Raw genomic sequence first — 21,860 nt, forward strand, 5'->3', positions numbered from 1 at the left:
ATCATGCCGCCTTCACGCCCGCGACGACGCCGGTGGGCTCCTCGCTGAGCCAGCGATAGATCACCCCGCCCAGCGCGCCGCCAATCAGCGGAGCAACCCAGAACAGCCAGAGCTGCGACAGCGCCCAGCCGCCGACGAACAGTGCCGGGCCCGTGCTGCGCGCCGGGTTCACCGAGGTGTTGGTGACGGGGATGCTGACGAGATGGATCATCACCAGCGCGAGCCCGATCGCGAGCGGTGCGAAGCCCGCCGGCGCGCGGCCATGGGTTGCACCCATGATGATGAACAGGAACATCATGGTCATCACCACCTCGGTGAGGAAGCACACGATCATGCTGTACTGGCCAGGCGAATGCGCGTCATAGCCGTTGGAAGCAAAGCCCTTGCCGACGTCGAATCCCGGTGCCCCGCTCGCGATGACATAGAGGAGCGATGCGGCAACGATCGCGCCCGCCACCTGGGCGATCACGTAAGGCAGGACCTGACCCGCCGGAAAGCGGCCACCGGCCGCGAGACCAACCGTGACGGCCGGGTTGAGATGGCAGCCCGAGATGTGGCCGATCGCATAGGCCATGGTGACCACGCTCAGTCCGAAGGCGAGGGAGACGCCGACCAGGCCGATGCCGACCTGGGGAAAGCCGGCAGCGATCACTGCACTTCCGCAGCCAGCGAATGTGAGCCAGAAGGTGCCGATGGCTTCGGCAGCATATTTTTTCATGTCCATTGTGGTCCCCTGATTTCAAGGATTCCGGAACAATGCTCCGGTCGCGGCCTCGCCCTCGGCGTCGAATCGCCCAAATCGGGGCCGCACAGAGGTATTTTCGCCGCATTTAATGGCCGAACTTGGCCCGAAAAGCCGCTTGGCCGGTGGACATCTCGGGTTTTGTCTGGTACATCCGCGCGCTCAAGGTTAAGGGCTTGCGCGTTTTGCCATCCCCTTTGACTTACCAGAATTCAAATCCGATCCACCTGAAGAGGATGCCGCGTGCAGGTTCTCGTTCGCGATAACAATGTCGATCAAGCCCTCAAGGCGCTGAAGAAGAAGATGCAGCGCGAGGGAATTTTCCGCGAGATGAAGCTCCGCGGTCATTACGAGAAGCCCTCCGAGAAGAAGGCCCGCGAAAAGGCCGAAGCCGTGCGCCGCGCGCGCAAGCTGGCCCGCAAGAAGCTGCAGCGCGAAGGCCTGCTGCCGATGAAGCCGAAGCCGGTGTTCGGCGCAGGCCCGGGTGGTGATCGCGGCGGTCGTGGCGGCCCCGGTGCAGGTCCGCGCGGACCGCGCTGATTTGCCGAAGCTGTAAAGGCCTCGGCTTTCGATAACGCGGGCCCTTGGCCCGCGTTATTGTTTGAGAGCGGTGCCTTTCTGGGACGGGGCACTGTCGACGCGGCGCCAAAGTGCGATGAGATTGGAGAAATGGTCGTCGCGCTTTAGGCTGTTGTTTGAGCGTGATCTCCGCGCAAGCGCGTTCCGCGTTTGTCGCGAGGGAAAACCGCGGCACACTCTTCCGGATCATGCTCTAGCGCGAGCGAACCGTAGATGGCTTCCCCTTTCCCTCAGCCCAGCTTGGCGCCAGGACGCCGGATCTGGCAGCAGCCGCTCGCGCTGGCCTTGATGGGGATCGCACTGTGCGGCTGCTCCTTTGATCTGGGGTCGCTGATCCCGGAGAAGGACAAGCCGCAGGAAGCGCCCAAGGCGGCCGCGCCCGCCGAGAGCGCGGTGAGCGCCGGCAACGTCACCGAAGCTCAGGCTCTCACCGCCAAGGCCCAGTCCCTGGCGAAGTCAGGCGAGACCGCGGCGGCGCTCGACGAGTTCAATCGCGCGGTCGGGCTCGATCCCTACAATGCGCAGGCACTTTACGGCCGCGCCCTGATCTACCAGGGCAAGAACCAGCACGAATTCGCGATCGCCGATTTCAGCGCCGCAAGCGGGCTCAACCCGCAGAAGGTCGAGCCGCTGCTCGGCCGCGCCACCAGCTATCTCGCGCTCGGCAAGGTCAAGGAGGCCGCAGCCGATCTCGATGAAGCCTCCGAGGCCGATCCGCAAAACGTCCAGGTCTGGACCACGCGCGGACAGGCCTATGAGCGGCTCGGCGACAGGGCCAAGGCGGCAGCGTCCTACACTAGGGCCGTCGCGCTTCGTCCACGCGATGACGCCGCCCGCAGCGGCCTCGCCCGCGTCGGCGGCTGACGGTTCGGCCGCAGCGCGGCCGCAGTCCTAGTCGGGGGTGGTGCTTTTCGGCAGAACGGAGTTGAACATCGACTTCATGCCCGAGAGCATCTCGTCGGCGACATTGGCCTTCTTCGGCCGCGGCATGGAGGCACCAGCATCGGCACGCAGGTCGAGCGGGGGCGCGATTGCCGGCACGGGAATGTCAGCTGGTGGTGTCAACCGATTCGGATCGTCGCTGCTGACCGAGGCCGTGTAGGGCGGATTGGAGCCACCATTGCCATAGGCCTCGGACGAGGGCGTCGATACCGTGATCGGCGGCGGCAGCGGTCGGACCGTGGACGGCTCTATACTAACGACCCGAGGGGCCTCCGGCGCGCGGGCGCCTTCCCGCACCGCAGGCTCCGCGGACTTCTCCGCTGGCTTGGCCTCGGACGATCTGACCTCGACAGGCTTGGTTTCGGAAGATCTGGCCTCGGCAGCAGACCTGCCCTCAGGCGACTTGCGCAGGCGCTCGATCGCAGCACGGACGAGATCGTTGGCATCAGGGGTTGCGGCCGGAGCGGCTGCTGACGCCGAATTGGCCTCGACCACCGGGGCAGCGGGAGCAGATGCGGCGACGGCCGGTGTGGTCGCCGGCGTGGATTTGGCGACCGCCTTTTCACGGATGGACGGCTTGGCACGCGGGCCGGTCTCGACCGGCGTCACATCCGCAGCCTTCTCAGCAGCCTTAGGCTCCCCAGTCTTGGGCTCCCCAGCGGGCCGATGATCGGCCGCCTTGTCGGCCGCCGGCTTGTCCGTCACGCTCTTCTCGGAGATCCCCTTGGCCTTGACGCCGGGCGCGGGGAGGTTGGCTACATCTGCCGGCTTTCCGTTCTGGCCGGCGTCGGCCGGCGCAACCACGGCAGCGGGGGCATCGGCCGCCGGCCTGGCGTTAATGTAATGATTGACGATGTACGCCCCGATGATCGTCGCGAGCACCGAGGGGAAAATATCCATCGAAATTTTAGCGAGGTATTTCAGCATTCCGGCCACTCCCCGCGCGATCTGATGCGGGAACTTTAGGGCATTGTGAGGGATCAACTGCGACGGATCAATGGCAAACGGTAACGCCGGACTTACGGCTTCAGCTCGATCTCAAGGAACACGATCTCGGTTGAGGTTTCGTTAAGTACGTCGTGTTGGACGCCGGCCTTGCGGAAGTAGGATTTTCCGGCGGCGAGCTGCGCCTTGGAGCGCTCGCCATTGGGCGCCACGATGGTCATCTCGCCGGCGACGACGGGAACAATCACATAATCCATCCCGTGGGTGTGATGCCCGGTCGCGCTGCCCGGGGCGAGCCGCCATTCGGTCACCCGGACCTCCTCATTGTCGATCTGAACCTCGGACTTGGCGGCAAGCATCGGAACTCTCCTTTTGCGCCTCAGGGCACGAAAACCATGAACACGTAGACGGCAAATACCACCATATGCACCAGTCCGAACAGGACATTGGTCCTGCCCGTGCCGAAGGTGAGCATGCTCAGGAAGAAGGTCAGGAGCAGAAGTACGCTGCCCTGGGCGCTGAGGCCGAGCTCGAGCTCCTTGTCGAGCGCGTAGGTGGCGACGCCGACGGCGGGGATGGTCAGGCCGATGGTCGCCAGCGAGGACCCGAGGGCCAGATTGATGCTCTTCTGGAGATCGTTCCTGCGCGCCGCCGCAATGGCCGCGACGCCCTCGGGCATCAGGATCAGCAGCGCGACCAGAAGGCCGGCGAAGGCCGGCGGCGCGCCGATCGTGGCGCCGACGGCATCGACCACCAGCGAGAACTTCTTGGCCAGCAGCACGACCGCCAGAAGCGACACCAGGAGCAGCACCACGGTGAGCGCGAGCGCCCCGATCGAAAGGTGGACCTCCCCGCCCTCGCCCTCCGCCCGTTCATGAACGAAGTAGTCCTTGTGCAGAACGGTCTGGGTGTAGAGAAACACCGCATAGAGCGCGAGCGTGACCACATCGACGAAGCCGAGCTGAACCGCCGAATAGATCGGCCCCGGCGCCGTGGTCGTGTAGTTCGGCATGATCAGCGTGATGGTCGCGAGCGCGAACAGCACGCTGAGATAGACGTTGGCGCCGGAGAGCTGAAAACCCTGCTCGCGATAGCGCAGGCCGCCGATGAAGATGCAGAGGCCGACGAGGCCGTTGCAGACGATCATGACCACGGCGAACACGGTGTCGCGCGCCAGTGCCGGCGCGGGCTTGTCGCCCAGCATGATCGTGGTGATCAGCGCCACCTCGATGATGGTCACCGAGAGCGTCAGCACCAGCGTGCCATAGGGTTCGCCGACCCGCTCCGCGATCACTTCGGCATGATGAACCGCAGCGAATACCGTCCCGAACAGGATAGCCAGAAGGACGGTAGCAAAGACGAGCCCGCCAAACGACAGCGTGAACACATAGTCCGTCGCGCTGACGGCCGCGAACAACAGCACGGCCAGCGCCGGGAAGATCCAGGCCGAACGGGGCATCGGATTATGCGCGCTCATCCACGGCTCCAGTCTCGGCATGATCCGGAAAAGCATGGTGCTGTTTTCCGACAAGATCATGCATAATCGAAAACCCGAGCTGCGATGAAAATTCACCGCAACTCGGCCGAGCAGTAGCAAATCGGCCGGCAGATTCAATGCCAGTGCAGGATCGGAGCGACCGGCAGCAACGTCAGCAGCAGGAACAGCGGGATCAGCACGGCGCCGGCGCGCAGGAAATATCCGAAGAAGCTGGGCATCTCGATGCCATTCTCGCTGGCGATGCTGCTGACCATGAAGTTCGGCGCGTTGCCGATATAGGTGAGCGCTCCCATGTAGACCGCCCCCATGGAGATCGAGGCGAGCGTGCCCGAGAGTTCGTGCATCAGCACCTGCGGGTCGCCGCCGGCTAGCTCGAAGAACAACAGATAGGTCGGAGCATTGTCGAGGAACGCGGACATCAGGCCGGTGAACCAGAAATAGACGACCTCACGCGGCGCGCCGTTCGGCCCCGTCACGGCGGAGAGCAGCCATGCGAACGCACCGTCATGGCCGGCATTGAGCATGGCAATGACCGGGATGATGGCGACGAAGATGCCGGCGAACAGCTTCGCGACCTCGCGGATGGGCTCCCAGGTGAAGCCGTTGGCCTGCCTGTGCTCGTCGGGCGTGAGCCACACCGACAGCGCCGCAATGGCCAGCAGCGCCAGATTGCGGACGACGTCCTCCAGGTCCAGCCTGGTGCCGAGAATGTCGAAGGCTACGCCGGGCTTCCACATCGCCGAGGCCAGCAGGCTCGCAACGATGGCCGCGATCAGCACCAGATTGACGAGGCCGCGGATGCGAACCGGCTGCGCAGGGCCGGCGTCCTCGGGCGGCGGCTCGCTGCGGAAATGCCAGACGTCGACGGCGATGAAGATCGCGAGCAGCAGTCCTGCCACGATCGCGGTCTGCAACCAGATGGTTCGCGTGGTCCAGAAGAAGTCGACGCCGTGCAGGAATCCGACGAAGAGCGGCGGATCGCCGAGCGGGCTCAGCGCGCCGCCGACATTGGCAACCAGGATGATGAAGAAGACTACGACATGGGTGTTGTGACGGCGCAGCCGGTTGGCGCGGATCAAGGGGCGGATCAGGATCATCGCGGCGCCCGTGGTGCCGACGAGGCTCGCCCCGAACGTGCCGAGCGCGAGGATGACGACGTTGGTCGCCGGCGTCGCCTTGATGTCCCCGGTGATAAGGACGCCGCCGGCCACGACATAGAGCGAGAACAGCAGCACGATGAAGCCGAGATATTCGGCGAGCATGGCATGAACGAGCGCCGCGAGCGCCGCCATGCTCCCGGCAAACATGACGAGCGAACCAAGCGCGAGCAGCGACCAGGCCGCGGCGATCTTGCCGTAGTGATGGTGCCAGATCTTCTGGAACAGCAGCGGCCCCAGCGCGATCGACAGCAACAATCCGGCAAAGGGCAGTGCATAGGGCCAGCGCATCGCCGCGCCGTCGAGCCCGGTTGCGGCCCACGCCTGATGCGGCAACAACATGAGGATGGCGGCTAGGGTTGGGCTCCAGAGCCGCGTGACGAGCCGTTTAGGATCCAATGAATTGCCTTGCCTTTTCGACCGCACCGAAGGCGTCGAGATTGTCGTGTCCGCCGCCCGCAAAGCGAACGAACTGCTTCGGTTCGTGCGCGAGCGCGAACAGACGCTCTCCGAACACGATCGAAATTGCAAGGTCATCGGTGCCATGCATCACCAGCAGCGGCACCGTGACGCGCGCGATCCGTTCGTCGGAGCGAAACTGGTCGCGCATCAGAAGGCGCACCGGCACGAACGGGAATGCCAGTGCGGCGATGTCGACCGTCGAGGTATAGGGCGCCTCCAGGATCAGCCTGCCGATTGGGCGTTCGGATGCGAGCGCAACCGCCGCGCCCGTCCCGAGCGAAAAGCCCCAGACGACGATCCGTTCCTCTTCATAGCGCGCGGTCGTGAAGGCGTAGGCGGCTGCAGCATCGCGCAGCAGGCCCTGTTCGCTCGGCGCCCCGCTCGAGCCGGCATAGCCGCGATAGGACAGCGCAACGAGGCCGATGCCGTCGGCCGTGATTGCCTTGAAGCGGCCGACGAGGCCGGCCAGAAAATCGCCGTTGCCGGGAAAGTACAGGATCACGGAACGGCCGGGCTTCGCCGGCACATGCCAGACGATGACCCTTTCGCCGTCCGACGTGGTCAGAACGTGCTCCTCAGCCTCGGGCAGGCCCGCGGCATCGGGTGCGGTGCGGCCGACCGGCGGGATCGGAAACAGCATCTCGCGCTGCCGGACATACAGCACGAGGAGACCGGCGCAATAGACGGTCACGAGCAGAATGGCGATCCACTTGACGATGGTCATCATTGCGCCGCCGCTCCTCGATTGAGACCAGGGCTTGCGACGGCTCCGCAGCAATTTCATGACGTCGGGCCGGAGCCTTGCCGGAACGTCGAGCCTGCCGCACGCCACCTTGTGGGCGGCGTGTCACTTGACACGCTGCTCGCGCGTGGCTCCAGACGGCAGGAGATGGGACCGGTGCCAGTCTCCGTTGATGGCCGCGGTCCGTTTCTTTCCGCGCTACATCGCCTTGACGATGTTCTCGGTGACCTTCTTGGCGTCGCCGAGCAGCATCATGGTGTTGTCGCGGTAGAACAGCGGATTGTCGATGCCGGCATAGCCGGATGCGAGCGAGCGCTTGATGAACATCACGGTGCCGGCCTTCCAGACCTGCAGCACGGGCATGCCATAGATCGGCGAGGTCTTGTCCTCTTCGGCCGCCGGGTTGGTGACGTCGTTGGCGCCGATCACGAAGGCGATGTCGGCCTGGGCGAATTCAGAGTTGATGTCCTCGAGCTCGAACACCTCGTCATAGGGCACGTTGGCCTCGGCGAGCAGCACGTTCATGTGACCGGGCATGCGGCCGGCGACCGGGTGAATGGCGTATTTCACCTCGACGCCTTCCTTCTTCAGGATGTCGGCCATTTCGCGCAGCGCGTGCTGGGCCTGCGCCACCGCCATGCCGTAGCCGGGCACGATGATGACCTTGGAGGCGTTCTTCATGATGAAGGCCGCATCGTCGGCCGAGCCGAGCTTGGCCGGCTTCTGCTCGCCGGAGCCGCCGCCCGCGGCGGCCGTCTCGCCCCCGAAACCGCCGAGGATGACCGAGATGAAGGACCGGTTCATCGCGTGGCACATGATGTAGGACAGGATCGCACCGGATGAGCCGACCAGCGCACCGGTGATGATCAGCGCGGAGTTGCCGAGCGTGAAGCCGATGCCGGCAGCCGCCCAGCCGGAGTAGGAGTTCAGCATCGAGATCACGACCGGCATGTCGGCGCCGCCGATCGGGATGATCATGAGCACGCCGAGCGCCAGCGCGAGGATGACGATCAGCCAGAAGTCGAGCGCGCTCCCCGTCATCACCAGCCCGACGATGAAGACGACGAGGAGGATGCCGAGCACGATGTTGATGACGTGGCGGAACGGCAGGATGATCGGCGCGCCGCTCATCCGGGCCGACAATTTCAGGAACGCGATCACGGAGCCGGTGAAGGTCAGCGCGCCGATGGCGACGCCGAGCGACATTTCAACGAGGCTCTGCGCATGGATATTGCCGGGCGTGCCGATGTCGAAAGCCTCGGGCGCATAGAACGCGCCGGCCGCGACCAGCACCGCGGCCATGCCGACCAGCGAGTGGAAGGCGGCGACCAGTTCCGGCATCGAGGTCATGGGAACGCGGCGCGCGATGACGGCGCCAATCGCGCCGCCGATGGCGATGCCGACGATGACGAGCAGCCAGGCGAGACCGTCCGCCGGCGGATGGTTGGCGAGCGTCGTGGCGACCGCGATCGCCATACCGATCATGCCGAACAAATTGCCCTGGCGCGACGAAGCCGGGCTCGACAGCCCGCGCAGCGACAGGATGAACAGCACTCCCGCCACGAGATACAAGAATGCAGAGAGATTGGCGCTCATCTCAGGTCCCCATTGATCCCTTCAGCCCGAGGTGGCCGCTTACTTCGACTTCTTCTTGTACATCGCCAGCATGCGCTGGGTGACAAGGAAGCCGCCGAAGATGTTGATGCAGGCAAAGATCAGCGCCACGAAGCCGAAGGCGCGCGCCCAACCCGAGCCGCTCGATACGTTCGCCACTCCGCCTGCGAGCAGCGCACCGACGACGATCACCGAGGAGATCGCGTTGGTGACGCTCATCAACGGCGTGTGCAGCGCGGGCGTGACCGACCACACCACGAAATAGCCGACGAAGACGGCGAGAACGAAGATGGACAGCCGGAAGATGAAGGGGTCGACGACCTGTGCAACGTGCTCCATGGCTTCTCTCCTTGGGCCCAATTAAGCCGACTTGGGCTGGAAGTTCGGGTGGATGACGGCACCATCCTTGGTCAGCGCGGTGGCCTTGATCAGTTCGTCGTCCCAGTTCACGGCGAGCTTCTTCTCCTTCTTGTCGACCATGGTCTCAATGAAGGAGAACAGATTGCGCGCGTAGAGGCTGGAGGCCGAGGCCGCGACGCGGCCGGCGACGTTGGTGTAACCGACGATCTTGATGCCATCGAGATCGACGACCTCGCCCGGCCTCGCACCATCGACATTGCCGCCGCGCTCGACGGCGAGATCGACCAGCACGGAACCCGGCTTCATCGACTTGACCATGTCGGCGCTGACGAGCTTCGGCGCCGGCCGGCCCGGAATCAGCGCGGTCGTGATCACGATGTCCTGCTTCTTGATGTGCTCGGCGGTTAGCGCGGCCTGCTTCGCCTGGTACTCCCTGGACATTTCCTTGGCGTAGCCGCCGGCGGTCTGCGCGTTCTTGAACTCTTCGTCCTCGACGGCGAGGAATTTTGCGCCGAGCGACTCCACCTGCTCCTTGGTGGCCGGACGAACGTCAGTGGCCGTGACGACGGCGCCGAGACGGCGCGCGGTCGCGATCGCCTGGAGGCCGGCAACGCCGACACCCATCACGAACACCTTGGCCGCAGGCACGGTGCCGGCCGCCGTCATCATCATCGGGAAGGCGCGGCCGAAGGCCTCGGCGCCCTCGATCACGGCGCGATAGCCGGCGAGGTTCGCCTGCGAGGACAGCACGTCCATCACCTGCGCGCGGGTGATGCGCGGCATCAGCTCCATGGCGAATGCGGAAATGCCGGCATCGGCCATCGCTTTGAGCGCCGCATCGTTGCCGTAGGGATCCATGATCGCGATGACGAGCGCGCCGCGCTTGTATTGCGCGAGCTCGGACGCCTCGGGGCGCTTCACCTTGATGATGATGTCCGCGTCCTTGAGCGCGTCGGCACTGACGGTGGCGCCAGCCGCGGTGAACTCGGAATCCGGCAGGCCCGACTTGATACCGGCACCCGGCTCGACGGCAACCTCGGCCCCCAGCGCTTTGAACTTCTTCACCGTGTCAGGCGAAGCGGCGACGCGCGGCTCCGACGGATCGATTTCCTTGGCAACGGCAATCTTCATGAGGCCTCCGGCGACGCGGGAAAAAGCGCGCACGCGAACTTAGCGTTACTCCCGCAACGTTGGATACCGGTTTTGGGACCGGCTTGAATGCAAATTTTATGGGCACCGACGACGCTGGCGGTGCGGCAGGGATGAATCAGGTGAGGAAGATCGCCATCAGGATCACGATGAGCGCGACCGAGGCCGTGCCGTACTTCACCAGTTTGATGAAGCCCTCATAGGTCTGCTCGTGGGCAATATAGTCGTTGCCGTCGGCGGTGGTGTACGCCACTTCACTATGGTCAGCCATGGATGTCCCCAGTCGAAAGTCGAATTCTCGGGCTGGGATACCGCAAACTTTCGGGCAGGGCAACGGCAGGCAGACGCGGTTTTCCCGCAAATCGGGTCATTTGGAATTGCGATTGCCGGGAATCCGGTTCTCGCGTGGCTCAACCCTGATCGATCATCGTGGCGGCGGCGCTCGCAGTGGGCCGCCGCAGCACTGTAAGACCGAGCGCCTCGCGGACCGCGTCGATCGCCTCCTCGCCTGCCCCGGTGAATCGCGCGGTGCGCGGATCGGTGCCGGGACCGACCGACACCGGGTGGTCGCCGGCCAGGAAGCCGTGGGTCATGTGGAACCCCAACGCGCGATAGACCTCGAATTGCTCCTCGGAGAAGAACTGATCGCCGGTGGTCTCATGGGGAAACGTATCGTTGCGCCGCGCATAGTCACGGATGTAGTCGTTCTCGTCGCTGGTCAGCGAGGACTTGACGTAGACGAGATAGCCCTTGTCATCGCCACCATAGTTGATGACGCCGATCGCGACATGCACATGGTCCTTCGGGGCATCGTCCGACGTGGCGGCAGATGCGCGCGCGGACGTCCTGTCGGCATTCTCCGCCATGATGGCGCGCGTGCGGTCGCGGATCGGCGTCCACGGCAGGTCGATCCGGACGCCGAGATCGATGCGGGCATAGCGCTGGAGCTTCATCAGCGAGGAGAAATTCATCGGCACGTCGGCTTCCGCGTCGACCGCGATGATCACCCTGCAGCGCCGGCGGAGCAGCTCGTAGACGCCGAGATTTTCGATGTGACCGCCGTCGGTGAGATAGACGCCATCGCTGTTCTCGTAGAGGCGACCCGAGATTTCCGACCACAGGAACAGCGGCGTGGAGAGGCGCTGCGGCCGCGCATTGGCCTGGACATAGCGCGGGTTGCTCAGCCAGTAGCCCAGCCGCACGTTCAACAGCGCGAGCGTCGGCGTCAGCGCCTTGATCGAGTTGGAGCCCATGTTCGACGATGCCGCCGCACCCGAGATCGCCATTGCGGTGGCCAGGTCGAGGCTCTGCTCCAGACGCTCGATCGCCGGGGTCTTGGCGTAGCGCGTCGCCTCGCTGCCGACATAGAGCGGCGAGAAGACGAAGAAGTCCGCGTTGCGGCCGCGCCGGTTGGCGAAGTCCGAACCCTGGATGTTGAGCGCCGTGTTGATGAGATGATATGGCGCCCGCAGCTTTGGCGCGGCCGGCCGATCGTTCGCCGCCGCATCGTCGCCCGCGACCGCGAAGAGCTCGCTCAACTTCATGCGATCGAGCGGCTTGAAATCGCGCCCCTGGTCGAGGCTCGCCTCGGCGCGCGCGATATTGCCGTCTGCCGAACGGCCGGGGTCGAACAGAAAGGCCTTGCTCAGCCGGTCGCGGTACAGGCGGTGCAACGAATTCGCGTTGGGCGCCAGAGACCAGGAGATCGCGAACAGCAAAAGACCGGTGAGCGTGTACAGGATCACCACGGGCAGGCTGTGTGCATAGCCGGAGCCCAGACCCAGCCAGTCGGATTGTCTTGCGATATGGCCCGCGGCAAACCGGAGCCAGGCCGGAACGTGCGATACCGGCGTCAACCAGTCCAACATCGCCGTCGTTGCGGCGGGCTTTGGCGTGATCTCGGCCGAGAAGGTGCCGGCGCCCGCATCGAACGCGATCTTGCCCGACAGATTTCCCGATGCGGGCGCTGTCGATCTGGTGGCGGCGAGGCACTCCCTCTGCGCAACGACCGTCAGGGGCGCCTGACATCTTTCGATCGGGTCGTTGGCGATGCCCCAATAGGACAGATAGAGATAGGCGACCCAGATGATCAGCGGCAGCGCCAAGCCGGCGATCCACAGCGCGACTTTGGCGACGATCGAGAGCACCAGCGAGCCCCATTGCGAGGACACGCTGTTGCCCTTCAGGAGCTCGGCGAATTGCTGCCTGAAAGCGGCGACGAAGACGCCGATCGGGGCGGCAATCGCGGCGAGCGACTTGATCCAGGTGACCGCGATACCGCCAACCGGCCCGCCGATCGCGTTGCTGTCGACGACATCGAACATCTGCGACAGCATGAAGGGCTGGAACTCGAAGAACGCGATCACGCCAAGCAGCACCAGGAAAGTGGCTCCGGCGGTCGGCCAGTGCGAGCGAAACTCCTGGCGCCTCTCGGGGCTCGCCAATGACTGCTTGAGCGCCCAGCCGAAGAACAGGCCGACGCCGATGATGGCCGTTGCCAGTGTCAGCGCGAAATGCCTGATCTGAAGGACGCGGGCGAAGTCACAGGCAAAACCGAGCAGGAACGCAATGCCCGCGGCATAGGTGAAGAAGACGGTCGGGCCGATGCCCCGCTCCGCGCGCGAGACCCGATAGGCAATTCCGCCACAGGCAAGCAGCGCCAGCGCGACGATCGCGCCGATGGCCGCGAAGCCGATGCGATCCGCGATCCAGCCGAAATGGTGCAGTTCACATTGCGGCAAAGCGCCATCGGCGAGATCGACACCGAAGAAGTTCGCGACCGTCAGGCAGCTTCGCAGCGGCGTCGACCAGATGGTGACCGCTGCGAGCAGGAGCACGACCGGGAGCGTCAGCCCGATATTGGCGATCAGGCCGCGCGCCACGATCGCAATCCCGGTCAGGAGATCGCGGAAGCCGGCCGGGACCAGGTAGTTGGAGTAATTCCTGATGTGACCGACCGACGGCGTGTCGCTGATCTCGCTGGCGGTCACCGTTGCCCCGGCCGGTCGCTCGCCGAACACGAAACGGCCGGTTACAGTCATGGTCGTACTGAGGGAGGTGCCGATGTAGCCGCCGCCCGACACGGTGGAGAGATAATCGATCCGTTCGATCAAACCGTGATGGTTCAGCGCCTGGAGCACGCCAAGGCACATGGCCGAGGAGCGGATGCCGCCGCCGGACAGGGCGAGCCCGACGACATCGAGCATCTGGCAGGCGTCTATGCCCTTGGGGTCGAGCTGCCGGGTCTCGCCGCGGCGCGTGTTGATCGCCGCGATCTCGTCGCGAACGATCTGCTGATGCTTTTCGCACCAGGGCCGTTCCTCGTCTAACCGGGGCGCCCGGGCTTCGCTAGGCTGCGTCGGCTGGACCTGATCGAGCATGCGTGCCTCCCCAAGACGGCGCAGCAGCGGCAATCAACAGTTGTAAAATTAGCGAACGATAGCCTTATGGAGATTAGTCTCATCGGCGATGCGAACGTTCAATCCCTCGTCGCAAGCTCGTGAGAGCCACCGCGAAGCTGGTACGGCGCCGGCTGGAACCGGCGCCGGCGCCGCATCTGGCAATCAACGTCTGAGCCGCCAATCTGAGCCGCAAAGCCGCGCGTCAGGCCTCCCCCGCGCGCGTCAGCCCATCGCCTCCAGCTCGTCGATCATGCCGGCGATGACCGAAAGACCGCCGTCCCAGAATTTGGGATCCTTGGCGTCGAGCCCGAACGGCCGCAGCAGTTCGGAATAGTGCTTGGTGCCGCCGGCAGCGAGCATGTCGAGATAGCGCCCCGCAAAGCCTTCGGCCGCATGCTCGTACACGGCGTAGAGCGAGTTCACGAGGCAGTCGCCGAAGGCATAGGCGTAGACGTAGAACGGCGAATGGATGAAGTGCGGGATGTACATCCAGTAGTTCTCGTAGCCCGCCTTGATCTCGATCGCGGGCCCGAGGCTCTCGCCCTGCACCGACAGCCAGATCTCACCGAGCCGCGTCGCGGTCAGCTCGCCGTTCTTGCGCTCGGTGTGGACGGCGCGCTCGAACGAATAGAATGCGATCTGTCGCACCACGGTGTTGATCATGTCCTCGACCTTGCCGGCGAGCAGCGCCTGGCGCTGTTTCGCATTCCTGGTCTGGGCGAGGAGCCGCTTGAACGTGAGCATCTCGCCGAACACGCTCGCGGTCTCCGCCAGTGTCAGCGGCGTCGGGGCCATCAGCGCGCCGTTCTTCGCGGCGAGCACCTGATGGACGCCGTGACCGAGCTCGTGCGCGAGCGTCATCACGTCGCGCGGCTTGCCCTGGTAGTTCATCAGCACGTAAGGATGCGCAGACGGCGTGGTCGGATGCGAGAACGCCCCAGGCACCTTGCCCGGCCGCACCGGCGCGTCGATCCAGCGGTCGGCGAAGAAGCGCTCGGCGATGTCGGCCATCTCTGGCGAGAAGCCGCGATAGGCCGTCAGCACCATGCTTCGCGCCTCCGGCCAGCCAATGACGTCGGTCGCCGCAAACGGCAGCGGCGCGTTGCGGTCCCAATAGGCCAGCCGCTTCTTGCCGAACCACTTCGCCTTCAGCGCATAATAGCGATGCGACAGCTTCGGATAGGCGGCGCGCACCGAGGCGACCAGCGCATCCACCACTTCGCGCTCGACCCGGTTGTTCAGATGGCGGGAATCCGCCACGTCCTTGAAGCCGCGCCAGCGGTCGGAGATGTCCTTGTCCTTGGCGAGCGTGTTGGTGATCAGCGCAAAGGTGCGCTCATTGGCCTTGAAGGTCTTCGCCAGCGCTTCGGCCGCGCTCTTGCGCTTGGCGCCGTCACGGTCCTGCAGCAGATTGAGCGTCGGCTCGATCGCGAGCTCCCTGGATCCGACCTTGAAGCGCAGGCCGGAGATGGTCTGGTCGAACAGCCGGTTGAAGGCGGAATAGCCGGTCTGCGCCTTCTCCAGGAAGAGCTGCTCGAGCTTGTCGTCGAGCTGGTACGGCTTCTCCTTGCGCAGATCCTCGATCCAGGGACGGTAGTGCGCGAGCCCGGCGGCTTGCATCGCGCGGTTCAAAATATCGTCATCGATCCGATTGAGCTCGAGCGCGAAGAACAGAAGATGCGTCGACGCGGCCGTCAGGCGCTCGGACACGTCGCCGTAAAACTTTGAAATCGCAGGGTCCACGCTGTCGCCGGCATGGACGAGGCCGGCATAGGAGCCGAGACGGCCGGCGAGATCGTCGATCGCCTCATAGCGTCGCACGGCTTCGGCGAGCCATTTTCCGCCATCTTCGTTTGCTGTCCCTGTCGCCAGCTTGCCCTTGTAGTCCGTCTCGAAGGCGACGCAGTCGGCATCCAGCTTCTCGAGATCGCGCGCCACTTCCGGCGCGTCGATCCCGGAATAGAGATCGGCGAGGTTCCACTCCGGAAGCTTGCCGGTCTTGCTCGCAGGCTTGGAGGGTCGGGTCTTGGCGACGGGTTTCTTGGCGACGGATTTCTTGGCGACGGATCTCTTGGCAGCGGATGTCTTGGTGGCTTGCTTGCGGAGAGCAGACTTTGTCAGAGCGGACTTGGAGCGCGAATTCATTGTGTGGGAAACCTGTGTTCAACAGTCGCGGCGGCGGGCGGGGGCATCAAGGTTTAAGAGTGCGTTAATCGGCTTCGGCCAGAGTGCCCCGATTCGAGACAGATAGTAGTAGCGTGCGGGGAACACCATGGCTGCCAGTATTTTGATCGCCGACGACGACGCTGTAGCCCGCCGGCTGGTCGAGAACATGGTGCAGAAATGCGGCTATGAGACAGTCGTCGTGGACTCCGGCGACGCCGCGATCGCCGCCCTCACCGCCCCCGACGGACCTGTCATCGACGGCGTCATCCTCGATCTCGTGATGCCCGGCCTCGACGGCATGGGCGTATTGGCGAAGATTCGCGAAGCCGGCCTGAGCATCCCCGTCATCGTGCAGACCGCCCATGGCGGCATCGACAATGTGATCTCGGCGATGCGCGCGGGCGCGGCCGATTTCGTCGTCAAGCCGGTGGGCGTGGAGCGGCTCCAGGTCTCCTTGCGCAACGCGCTCAACGCGTCTGCGCTCAAGGGCGAATTGCAGCGCATCCGCCACAGCCGCGAGGGCCGGCTGACCTTCTCGGACATCATCACGCGCGCTGAGGCAATGACCCCGGTGATGCGGGCCGCACAGAAGGCGGCAAACTCCGCGATCCCCGTGCTGATCGAGGGCGAGTCCGGCGTCGGCAAGGAGATGTTCGCGCGCGCCATCCATGGCAGCGGCGAACGTAAGGCCAAGCCGTTCGTCGCGGTCAATTGCGGCGCCATTCCCGACAACCTCGTCGAGTCCATCCTGTTCGGCCACGAGAAGGGCTCGTTCACCGGCGCCACCGAGCGGCACACGGGCAAGTTTGTCGAGGCCCATGGCGGCACGCTGTTTCTGGACGAGGTCAGTGAGCTGCCGCTGACCGCACAGGTGAAGCTGCTGCGCGCGCTCCAGGAAGGCGCCGTGGAGGCCGTCGGCGGCCGCAAGCCGGTCAAGGTCGACGTCCGCATCATCTCGGCAACCAACCGCAAGCTGCTGGAGCGGGTGAAGCAGGGACATTTCCGGGAAGACCTGTTCTATCGCCTGCACGTGCTGCCGCTGACGATCCCCTCGCTGCGCGCCCGGCGCGAGGACATCCCGCATCTGCTCAGGCATTTCCTGGCGCGCTTTGCCGCCGAGGAGAACCGCCCGATCACCGGCATCAGCGGCGAGGCGATGGCGCAGCTTGCCCAGCTCGACTGGCCCGGCAACATCCGTCAGCTCGAGAACGCGGTTTACCGCGCCGTGGTGATGAGCGACGGCGACCAGCTCGGCCTTGGCGATTTTCCCCTGCTCACCTCGCAGCCGCATCCCGTCACGGAGTTTCCAACCGCCCCGCTGATGCTTGAGCCGGCGGCGATACCTTCCGTGATATCAGGTAATGAAATACCTATCGCGCCGCTCCCGGCCGTGGGAACTCTCGCCATGCTCACCGCGACCGGTGACGTCCGCTCGCTGGAAGACATGGAGAACGAGATCATCCGCTTCGCAATCTCGCACTATCGCGGCCAGATGTCCGAAGTGGCTCGCCGCCTCAAGATCGGCCGGTCGACGCTCTACCGGAAACTCGACGAGGCCGGGGTTCCCGGACATGGCGGCAAAAGCGATGAGGAGACGCACTGAGCCCAGTGCGAACGGGGGTTCGCGCGACGGTGCGAGACAGCTCTAAGCCATTCGCATGACGACAAAATCGACTGCGACTTGAACCGTGACCTGGAAGTGACAGACAGAGGGAAAAGCGCGTGGCAGAAGCGCACAATCCGTTGCCAAGAGGCTCCCTTGAAGTCAGTTTGTCGTGAGTTGTCCCGGGTAGCGCTGGCCGCAAAATCGGGGCCTGTATATCGTCTGCGTAGGGAATCGTTGCGTGCAGGCGTGCAACTTTCGAGAGGCCGGCGCGGTTAGCCGAAACTCACCAATAGGCGATAACGAAGCTGTTCCACGAGGGACAGTTCACCCGAGGGGTGCGACACAATGCGTGACTGTTTGAACCACCGTGCGGGCTTTGACCGTGTCTTGATGACGGTTGCGGCGACCTTCCTCGCGGTGTCCGCCAGCTCGGCCCTTGCTCAGGATCAGGCGCGCAGCAGCGCCGCCGAGCTCGCGATCGAAGCTGCGATCCCGCGCCCCGAGCCGGCAAACGTCCCACCCCCCACTGCAGCCGACATCAAGCTCGACACCACCGCCACGGTGCAGGATCCGACCAAGGAAATCGCGAAGGAGTCCGTCAAGGCGGACGGCGCGCCGGCGCCGGACAAGGTCGAGACCAAACCGTCCGACGTCACCACCACACCTGCGCCCGAAGCATCGAAGAGCGAGTCCGCGAAGACCGAGCCCGCCACGACCGAGCCTGCCACGACCGAGCCTGCCAAGGCTGACACCGCGACCGCCACGCCGGCAGCTCCCGCTGCACCTGCTGCCGCAACTCCCGCCGCCGAGCCGGTGAAGGCCGCAAGCAACGTGCCCGCCGCCGACCAGCCGGTCGCGGACAAGCTCAGGGACATCATCGGCGCCAAGACCTCGCGCCATTTCGACCGCAAGAACGAGCGCGCGGCGATCGAGAAGTTTTACGGCGCGCGCGATTTCGCGCCGGTCTGGACCCAAGCCGGCAACCTGACCCCTGCGGCCAAGGGCGTCATCGCACGGCTGAAGGACGCGGCCTCCGACGGCCTCAACCCCGCCGACTATCCGGTGCCGGATTTCGCCAGCGCCACCACGCCCGATGCGCTGGCCGATGCCGAGCTGAAGCTCACCGCCAGCATGTTCGACTATGCACGCCATGCCCAGAGCGGCCGCATGCACTGGTCGCAGGTCAGCGGCGACATTCTCTATCCCGAACATCCGGTCGACCCCAACGAGGTGCTCGCCAAGGTCACGACCGCGGCCGACGCCTCCGCGGCGCTCGACAGCTACAACCCGCCGCACAAGCTCTACAAGGAGCTGAAGGCCAAGCTCGCCGAGCTGCGCGGCCAGGGCAACGGCCCGGTGATCGAGATCGCCGACGGCCCGACGCTGAAGTACACCGCGGCCAGCAAGAAGCGCGCAGAAATCGTCGTGGAAGATCCGCGCGTGCCGCAACTCCGCGCCAAGCTCGGCCTTGCCGAGAACGCCGGCGACATCCGCTACGACGCCGCCGTCGCCGAAGCCGTCCGCAAGTTCCAGCGCAACGCCGAGATGAAGCCGACCGGCATCCTCGACGACAGAACGGTCAAGGCGCTCAACACCCCCAAGCGCGACAAGCAGATCGACACGGTGGTGGTCAACATGGAGCGCTGGCGCTGGCTGCCGCGCGACCTCGGCGCGCCTTCGCTGGGCGATGCCTATGTCATCCTCAACATTCCCGACTACACGCTCAAGGTGATGCAGCGCGGCCAGCAGGTCTGGACCACCCGCGTCGTCACCGGCAAGCCGGGCACGCATGCGACCCCGCTGCTCACGGAGACGATGAAGTACATCACGGTCAATCCGACCTGGAACGTGCCGCCGTCGATCGTCTACAACGAATACCTGCCGGCGCTGCAGCAGGACCCGACCGTGCTTCAGCGCATGGGCCTCAAGCTCGAGCAGAACCGCGACGGCTCGGTGCACATCTCGCAGCCGCCCGGCGAAGCCAATGCGCTCGGCCGCATCCGCTTCAATTTCCCGAACAAGTTCCTGGTCTATCAGCACGACACGCCGGACAAGAACCTGTTCGCCAGGGACGAGCGCGCCTTCAGCCATGGCTGCATGCGCGTGCAGAATCCGGATCAGTACGCCTCCGTGCTGCTCAACATCACCATGCCGAACGAGAAGTACACGCCGGAGCGCGTGCGCAGCATGTACGGCAAGAGCGAGATCGATCTGAAATTCCCGACCCCGATCCCCGTCAACATCACCTATCAGACCGCGTTCGTGGACGACGCCGGCAAGCTGCAATTCCGGAAGGACGTCTATGGCCGCGACGCGACCATGATCAACATCCTGAAGAACAACCGGGGCAAGGACCTCGAGGCCGTCGTGGCTCATTCCCAACCGAGCTATTCGCGGCCGGCGACGACGTTGCCCCCCGGCGTGGCGATCGCCAACAATGGCGGCGGCTCGTCCGGACTAAACTTCTTCGAGCGGCTGTTCGGAGCGCCGACCCCGGCCCAGCCGCCGGCGCCGGTCGGCCGTCGTCCCCAGCGGGTGTTTACCCGCTGAGCCCGGCTCAGCGCCTAATTTACAAGAATTCTGCAATAAAACAGCGGCCCCGCCCTCTGGATGGGGCCGCTTAGCGTTAACCATTCGCGGTCCGGGCCCCGGCCAGCGGGCGTTTTTTTGCCACAGTCAACCGCTTAGGATCGTGTTCTGACTTGGTTTGGGGGCGGGAAGGTCAACCTCGAATTAACCTTCTTGCTTTAAGAAAGCGTTCATCCTCTTCGCGCTGCTACGGGGTTGGCGGGAGAGTCCATTTTGAACGCTCGTCGACTGGGTGGGCTCATACGTGCTGACTGGTCTCGCACGCCAATTCGCTGTGCTGTCGTTGTCCCATGCGGGAGTGAAGGCCGGATCCCGGATCGGCCTCGCCTCCGTGTTGCTGCTCGCCGCCGCCGGCTCGGTCCATGACGCCGCGGCGCTGAACGAGACCAAGACGCTCTCCTTCCACCACACCCATTCCGGCGAAGACCTCACCGTCACCTTCAAGCGCGACGGCCGCTATGACGAAGCCGCGCTGAAGCAGCTCAACCATTTCCTGCGCGACTGGCGCACCCAGGACGAGACGGTCATGGACCGTCGCCTGTTCGACATCCTCTGGGAAGTCTATCGCGACGTCGACGGCAAGCAGCCGATCCAGATCATTTCCTCCTATCGCTCCCCCGCCACCAACGCCATGCTCCGCCGCCGTTCCTCCGGTGTGGCGCGCTTCAGCCAGCATATGCTCGGACATGCGATGGACTTCTACATTCCGGGCGTGCCGCTGGAGCAGATCCGCTTCGCCGGCCTGCGCCTCCAGCGTGGCGGCGTCGGCTTCTATCCGACCTCCGGCTCGCCCTTCGTGCATCTGGACACCGGCAGCATCCGGCACTGGCCGCGCATGACGCATGACCAGCTCGCCCGCGTCTTCCCGGACGGCAAAACGGTGCATCTGCCGACCGACGGCGTGCCGCTGAAGGGCTATGAGCTGGCCAAGGCCGAGATCGAGCGGCGCGGCAGCGGCGACGATGCCGGCAGCAAGCCGAATTTCTTTGCCGCCTTGTTCAGGAGCAAGCCAACTCCCACCGCCGCGAGCAGCGACGAGGACGACGAGGGCGCGCCCGCAACGGCCGCGAAGCCGTCCACGCCGACCGTGGTCGCGGCCGCCGCCAAGCCCGCCGAGCCGGTGCCGACGCCGCGCGCCAAGCCGCAAATCGCCGCAACCCTGCAGCTCGCTTCGGCCGATGCCCAGATCGTTGCGCCGCCCAAGCCGAAGCCCGTGGCCGACAAGCCGGCGACCGGCAAGCCAGTTGAGGGCAAGTCTGTTGAGGGCAAGTCTGTCGAGGGCAAGCTGGAGACCCCGGCCGACATCATCAATGCCCGCGGCTTCTGGGATGATGTCCCGGCCGCGCCGCAGCAGGCGACGCCGGCGCAGGTCGCAGCGCTGAAGGCGCGCCAGGCGCTGGCCTCCGCCGCCACCGATCCGCAACCAACTGCGAGCGTGTCCAACGCAGCCTTCCAGGCACTGGCTTACGCGCCGGCCGCCTCCCCGGTTGACCGCGCCAATGTCGTCGCCGCCTCCGCACCGATCCCGCGCACCGCCCGCCCCGCGGCTTCCCGCAGCATGGCTCAGGCCACGGAGATCAACACGGTGGTCGGCAAGAGCATCGACGGCAGGATCGCAACTGCCACCCGCATCTCCGCGGCCAAGGGCGAGAGCATCTGGCTCAAGATCGTGATGCTGTCGCCGAGCGCCAGTCGCGCGATGTCGGTGACGCTGATGGGCGAGCTCGACACGGTCGCGCTGCGTGCCTATTTCGTCAAGCCGCGAGTAGTCGTCGCGATGGGTTTTGTCGACGATCCGATGCAGGGCCTGTCCTGCGACAGCTTCTCGGGAAGCGCGACTGCAAAGCTCGAGACGACGTCCTTCGTCGTGCGCACCGCCTCGCTGCGCTGAGTCCCGGGTCCAGCAAG

At 65.0% G+C, this 21,860-nt stretch carries 17 protein-coding genes; 5 read left to right on the plus strand and 12 right to left on the minus strand.

Annotated features, from left to right (window positions below):
- Window position 1: 1 nt before the first annotated feature.
- A complete protein-coding gene (aqpZ, locus tag XH87_RS18550) occupies window positions 2-724 on the minus strand; it encodes an aquaporin Z (protein WP_271588382.1) in 723 nt (240 codons plus the stop codon).
- A gap of 261 nt (window positions 725-985) precedes the next feature.
- Here aqpZ and rpsU point away from each other — a divergent pair, with 261 nt between their 5' ends.
- A complete protein-coding gene (rpsU, locus tag XH87_RS18555) occupies window positions 986-1,282 on the plus strand; it encodes a 30S ribosomal protein S21 (RefSeq protein ID WP_008546194.1) in 297 nt (98 codons plus the stop codon).
- A gap of 252 nt (window positions 1,283-1,534) precedes the next feature.
- Window positions 1,535-2,185 carry a tetratricopeptide repeat protein gene (locus XH87_RS18560; RefSeq protein WP_271588383.1) on the plus strand — a complete coding sequence of 217 codons (651 nt, stop codon included), beginning with the start codon at window positions 1,535-1,537 and terminating at the stop codon, window positions 2,183-2,185.
- Between the two features lie 27 nt (window positions 2,186-2,212).
- On the opposite strand, the gene XH87_RS18565 is transcribed toward XH87_RS18560, so the two are convergent.
- The 11 genes from XH87_RS18565 to XH87_RS18615 all read right to left on the minus strand — a co-directional run bounded on the left by XH87_RS18565 (window position 2,213) and on the right by XH87_RS18615 (window position 15,736).
- Window positions 2,213-3,190, minus strand: coding sequence for a hypothetical protein (locus XH87_RS18565; RefSeq protein ID WP_271588384.1), 978 nt, complete (start codon window positions 3,188-3,190; stop codon window positions 2,213-2,215).
- A gap of 92 nt (window positions 3,191-3,282) precedes the next feature.
- A complete protein-coding gene (locus XH87_RS18570; protein ID WP_145632647.1) occupies window positions 3,283-3,567 on the minus strand; it encodes a cupin domain-containing protein in 285 nt (94 codons plus the stop codon).
- Between the two features lie 20 nt (window positions 3,568-3,587).
- Complete coding sequence (locus XH87_RS18575; RefSeq protein ID WP_035704737.1) at window positions 3,588-4,685, minus strand: calcium:proton antiporter; 1,098 nt, start codon at window positions 4,683-4,685, stop codon at window positions 3,588-3,590.
- 134 nt (window positions 4,686-4,819) lie between these two features.
- Window positions 4,820-6,205 (minus strand): sodium:proton antiporter, encoded by a 1,386-nt coding sequence (locus XH87_RS18580; RefSeq protein ID WP_081492426.1) that lies wholly within the window; start codon window positions 6,203-6,205, stop codon window positions 4,820-4,822.
- A 46-nt stretch (window positions 6,206-6,251) separates the two neighbouring features.
- The gene (locus XH87_RS18585; protein WP_035704733.1) at window positions 6,252-7,049 is read right to left on the minus strand and encodes an alpha/beta hydrolase; all 798 of its coding nucleotides are present in this window, start codon (window positions 7,047-7,049) and stop codon (window positions 6,252-6,254) included.
- 216 nt (window positions 7,050-7,265) lie between these two features.
- A complete protein-coding gene (locus tag XH87_RS18590) occupies window positions 7,266-8,663 on the minus strand; it encodes an NAD(P)(+) transhydrogenase (Re/Si-specific) subunit beta (protein WP_035704699.1) in 1,398 nt (465 codons plus the stop codon).
- Window positions 8,664-8,702: 39 nt separating this feature from the next.
- A complete protein-coding gene (locus XH87_RS18595) occupies window positions 8,703-9,020 on the minus strand; it encodes a proton-translocating transhydrogenase family protein (RefSeq protein ID WP_035704698.1) in 318 nt (105 codons plus the stop codon).
- A 21-nt stretch (window positions 9,021-9,041) separates the two neighbouring features.
- The gene (locus XH87_RS18600) at window positions 9,042-10,172 is read right to left on the minus strand and encodes a Re/Si-specific NAD(P)(+) transhydrogenase subunit alpha (RefSeq protein WP_271588385.1); all 1,131 of its coding nucleotides are present in this window, start codon (window positions 10,170-10,172) and stop codon (window positions 9,042-9,044) included.
- Between the two features lie 136 nt (window positions 10,173-10,308).
- Window positions 10,309-10,461, minus strand: a complete 153-nt coding sequence (locus XH87_RS18605; protein WP_035704696.1) for an aa3-type cytochrome c oxidase subunit IV — start codon at window positions 10,459-10,461, stop codon at window positions 10,309-10,311.
- Window positions 10,462-10,600: 139 nt separating this feature from the next.
- Complete coding sequence (locus tag XH87_RS18610) at window positions 10,601-13,570, minus strand: patatin-like phospholipase family protein (RefSeq protein WP_271588386.1); 2,970 nt, start codon at window positions 13,568-13,570, stop codon at window positions 10,601-10,603.
- Between the two features lie 243 nt (window positions 13,571-13,813).
- On the minus strand, window positions 13,814-15,736 hold the full coding sequence (locus tag XH87_RS18615) for a M3 family oligoendopeptidase (protein ID WP_271588387.1): 1,923 nt from the start codon (window positions 15,734-15,736) through the stop codon (window positions 13,814-13,816).
- A gap of 127 nt (window positions 15,737-15,863) precedes the next feature.
- On the opposite strand from XH87_RS18615, the gene XH87_RS18620 reads away from it, so the two are divergent.
- The 3 genes from XH87_RS18620 to XH87_RS18630 all read left to right on the plus strand — a co-directional run bounded on the left by XH87_RS18620 (window position 15,864) and on the right by XH87_RS18630 (window position 21,843).
- On the plus strand, window positions 15,864-17,360 hold the full coding sequence (locus XH87_RS18620) for a sigma-54-dependent transcriptional regulator (RefSeq protein ID WP_271588388.1): 1,497 nt from the start codon (window positions 15,864-15,866) through the stop codon (window positions 17,358-17,360).
- Window positions 17,361-17,708: 348 nt separating this feature from the next.
- Window positions 17,709-19,913, plus strand: coding sequence for a L,D-transpeptidase family protein (locus tag XH87_RS18625; RefSeq protein ID WP_271588389.1), 2,205 nt, complete (start codon window positions 17,709-17,711; stop codon window positions 19,911-19,913).
- A 271-nt stretch (window positions 19,914-20,184) separates the two neighbouring features.
- A complete protein-coding gene (locus XH87_RS18630; RefSeq protein ID WP_271588390.1) occupies window positions 20,185-21,843 on the plus strand; it encodes a DUF882 domain-containing protein in 1,659 nt (552 codons plus the stop codon).
- Window positions 21,844-21,860: the final 17 nt, after the last annotated feature.

The sequence above is a fragment of the Bradyrhizobium sp. CCBAU 53415 genome (assembly GCF_028128735.1).
Lineage (GTDB): Bacteria > Pseudomonadota > Alphaproteobacteria > Rhizobiales > Xanthobacteraceae > Bradyrhizobium.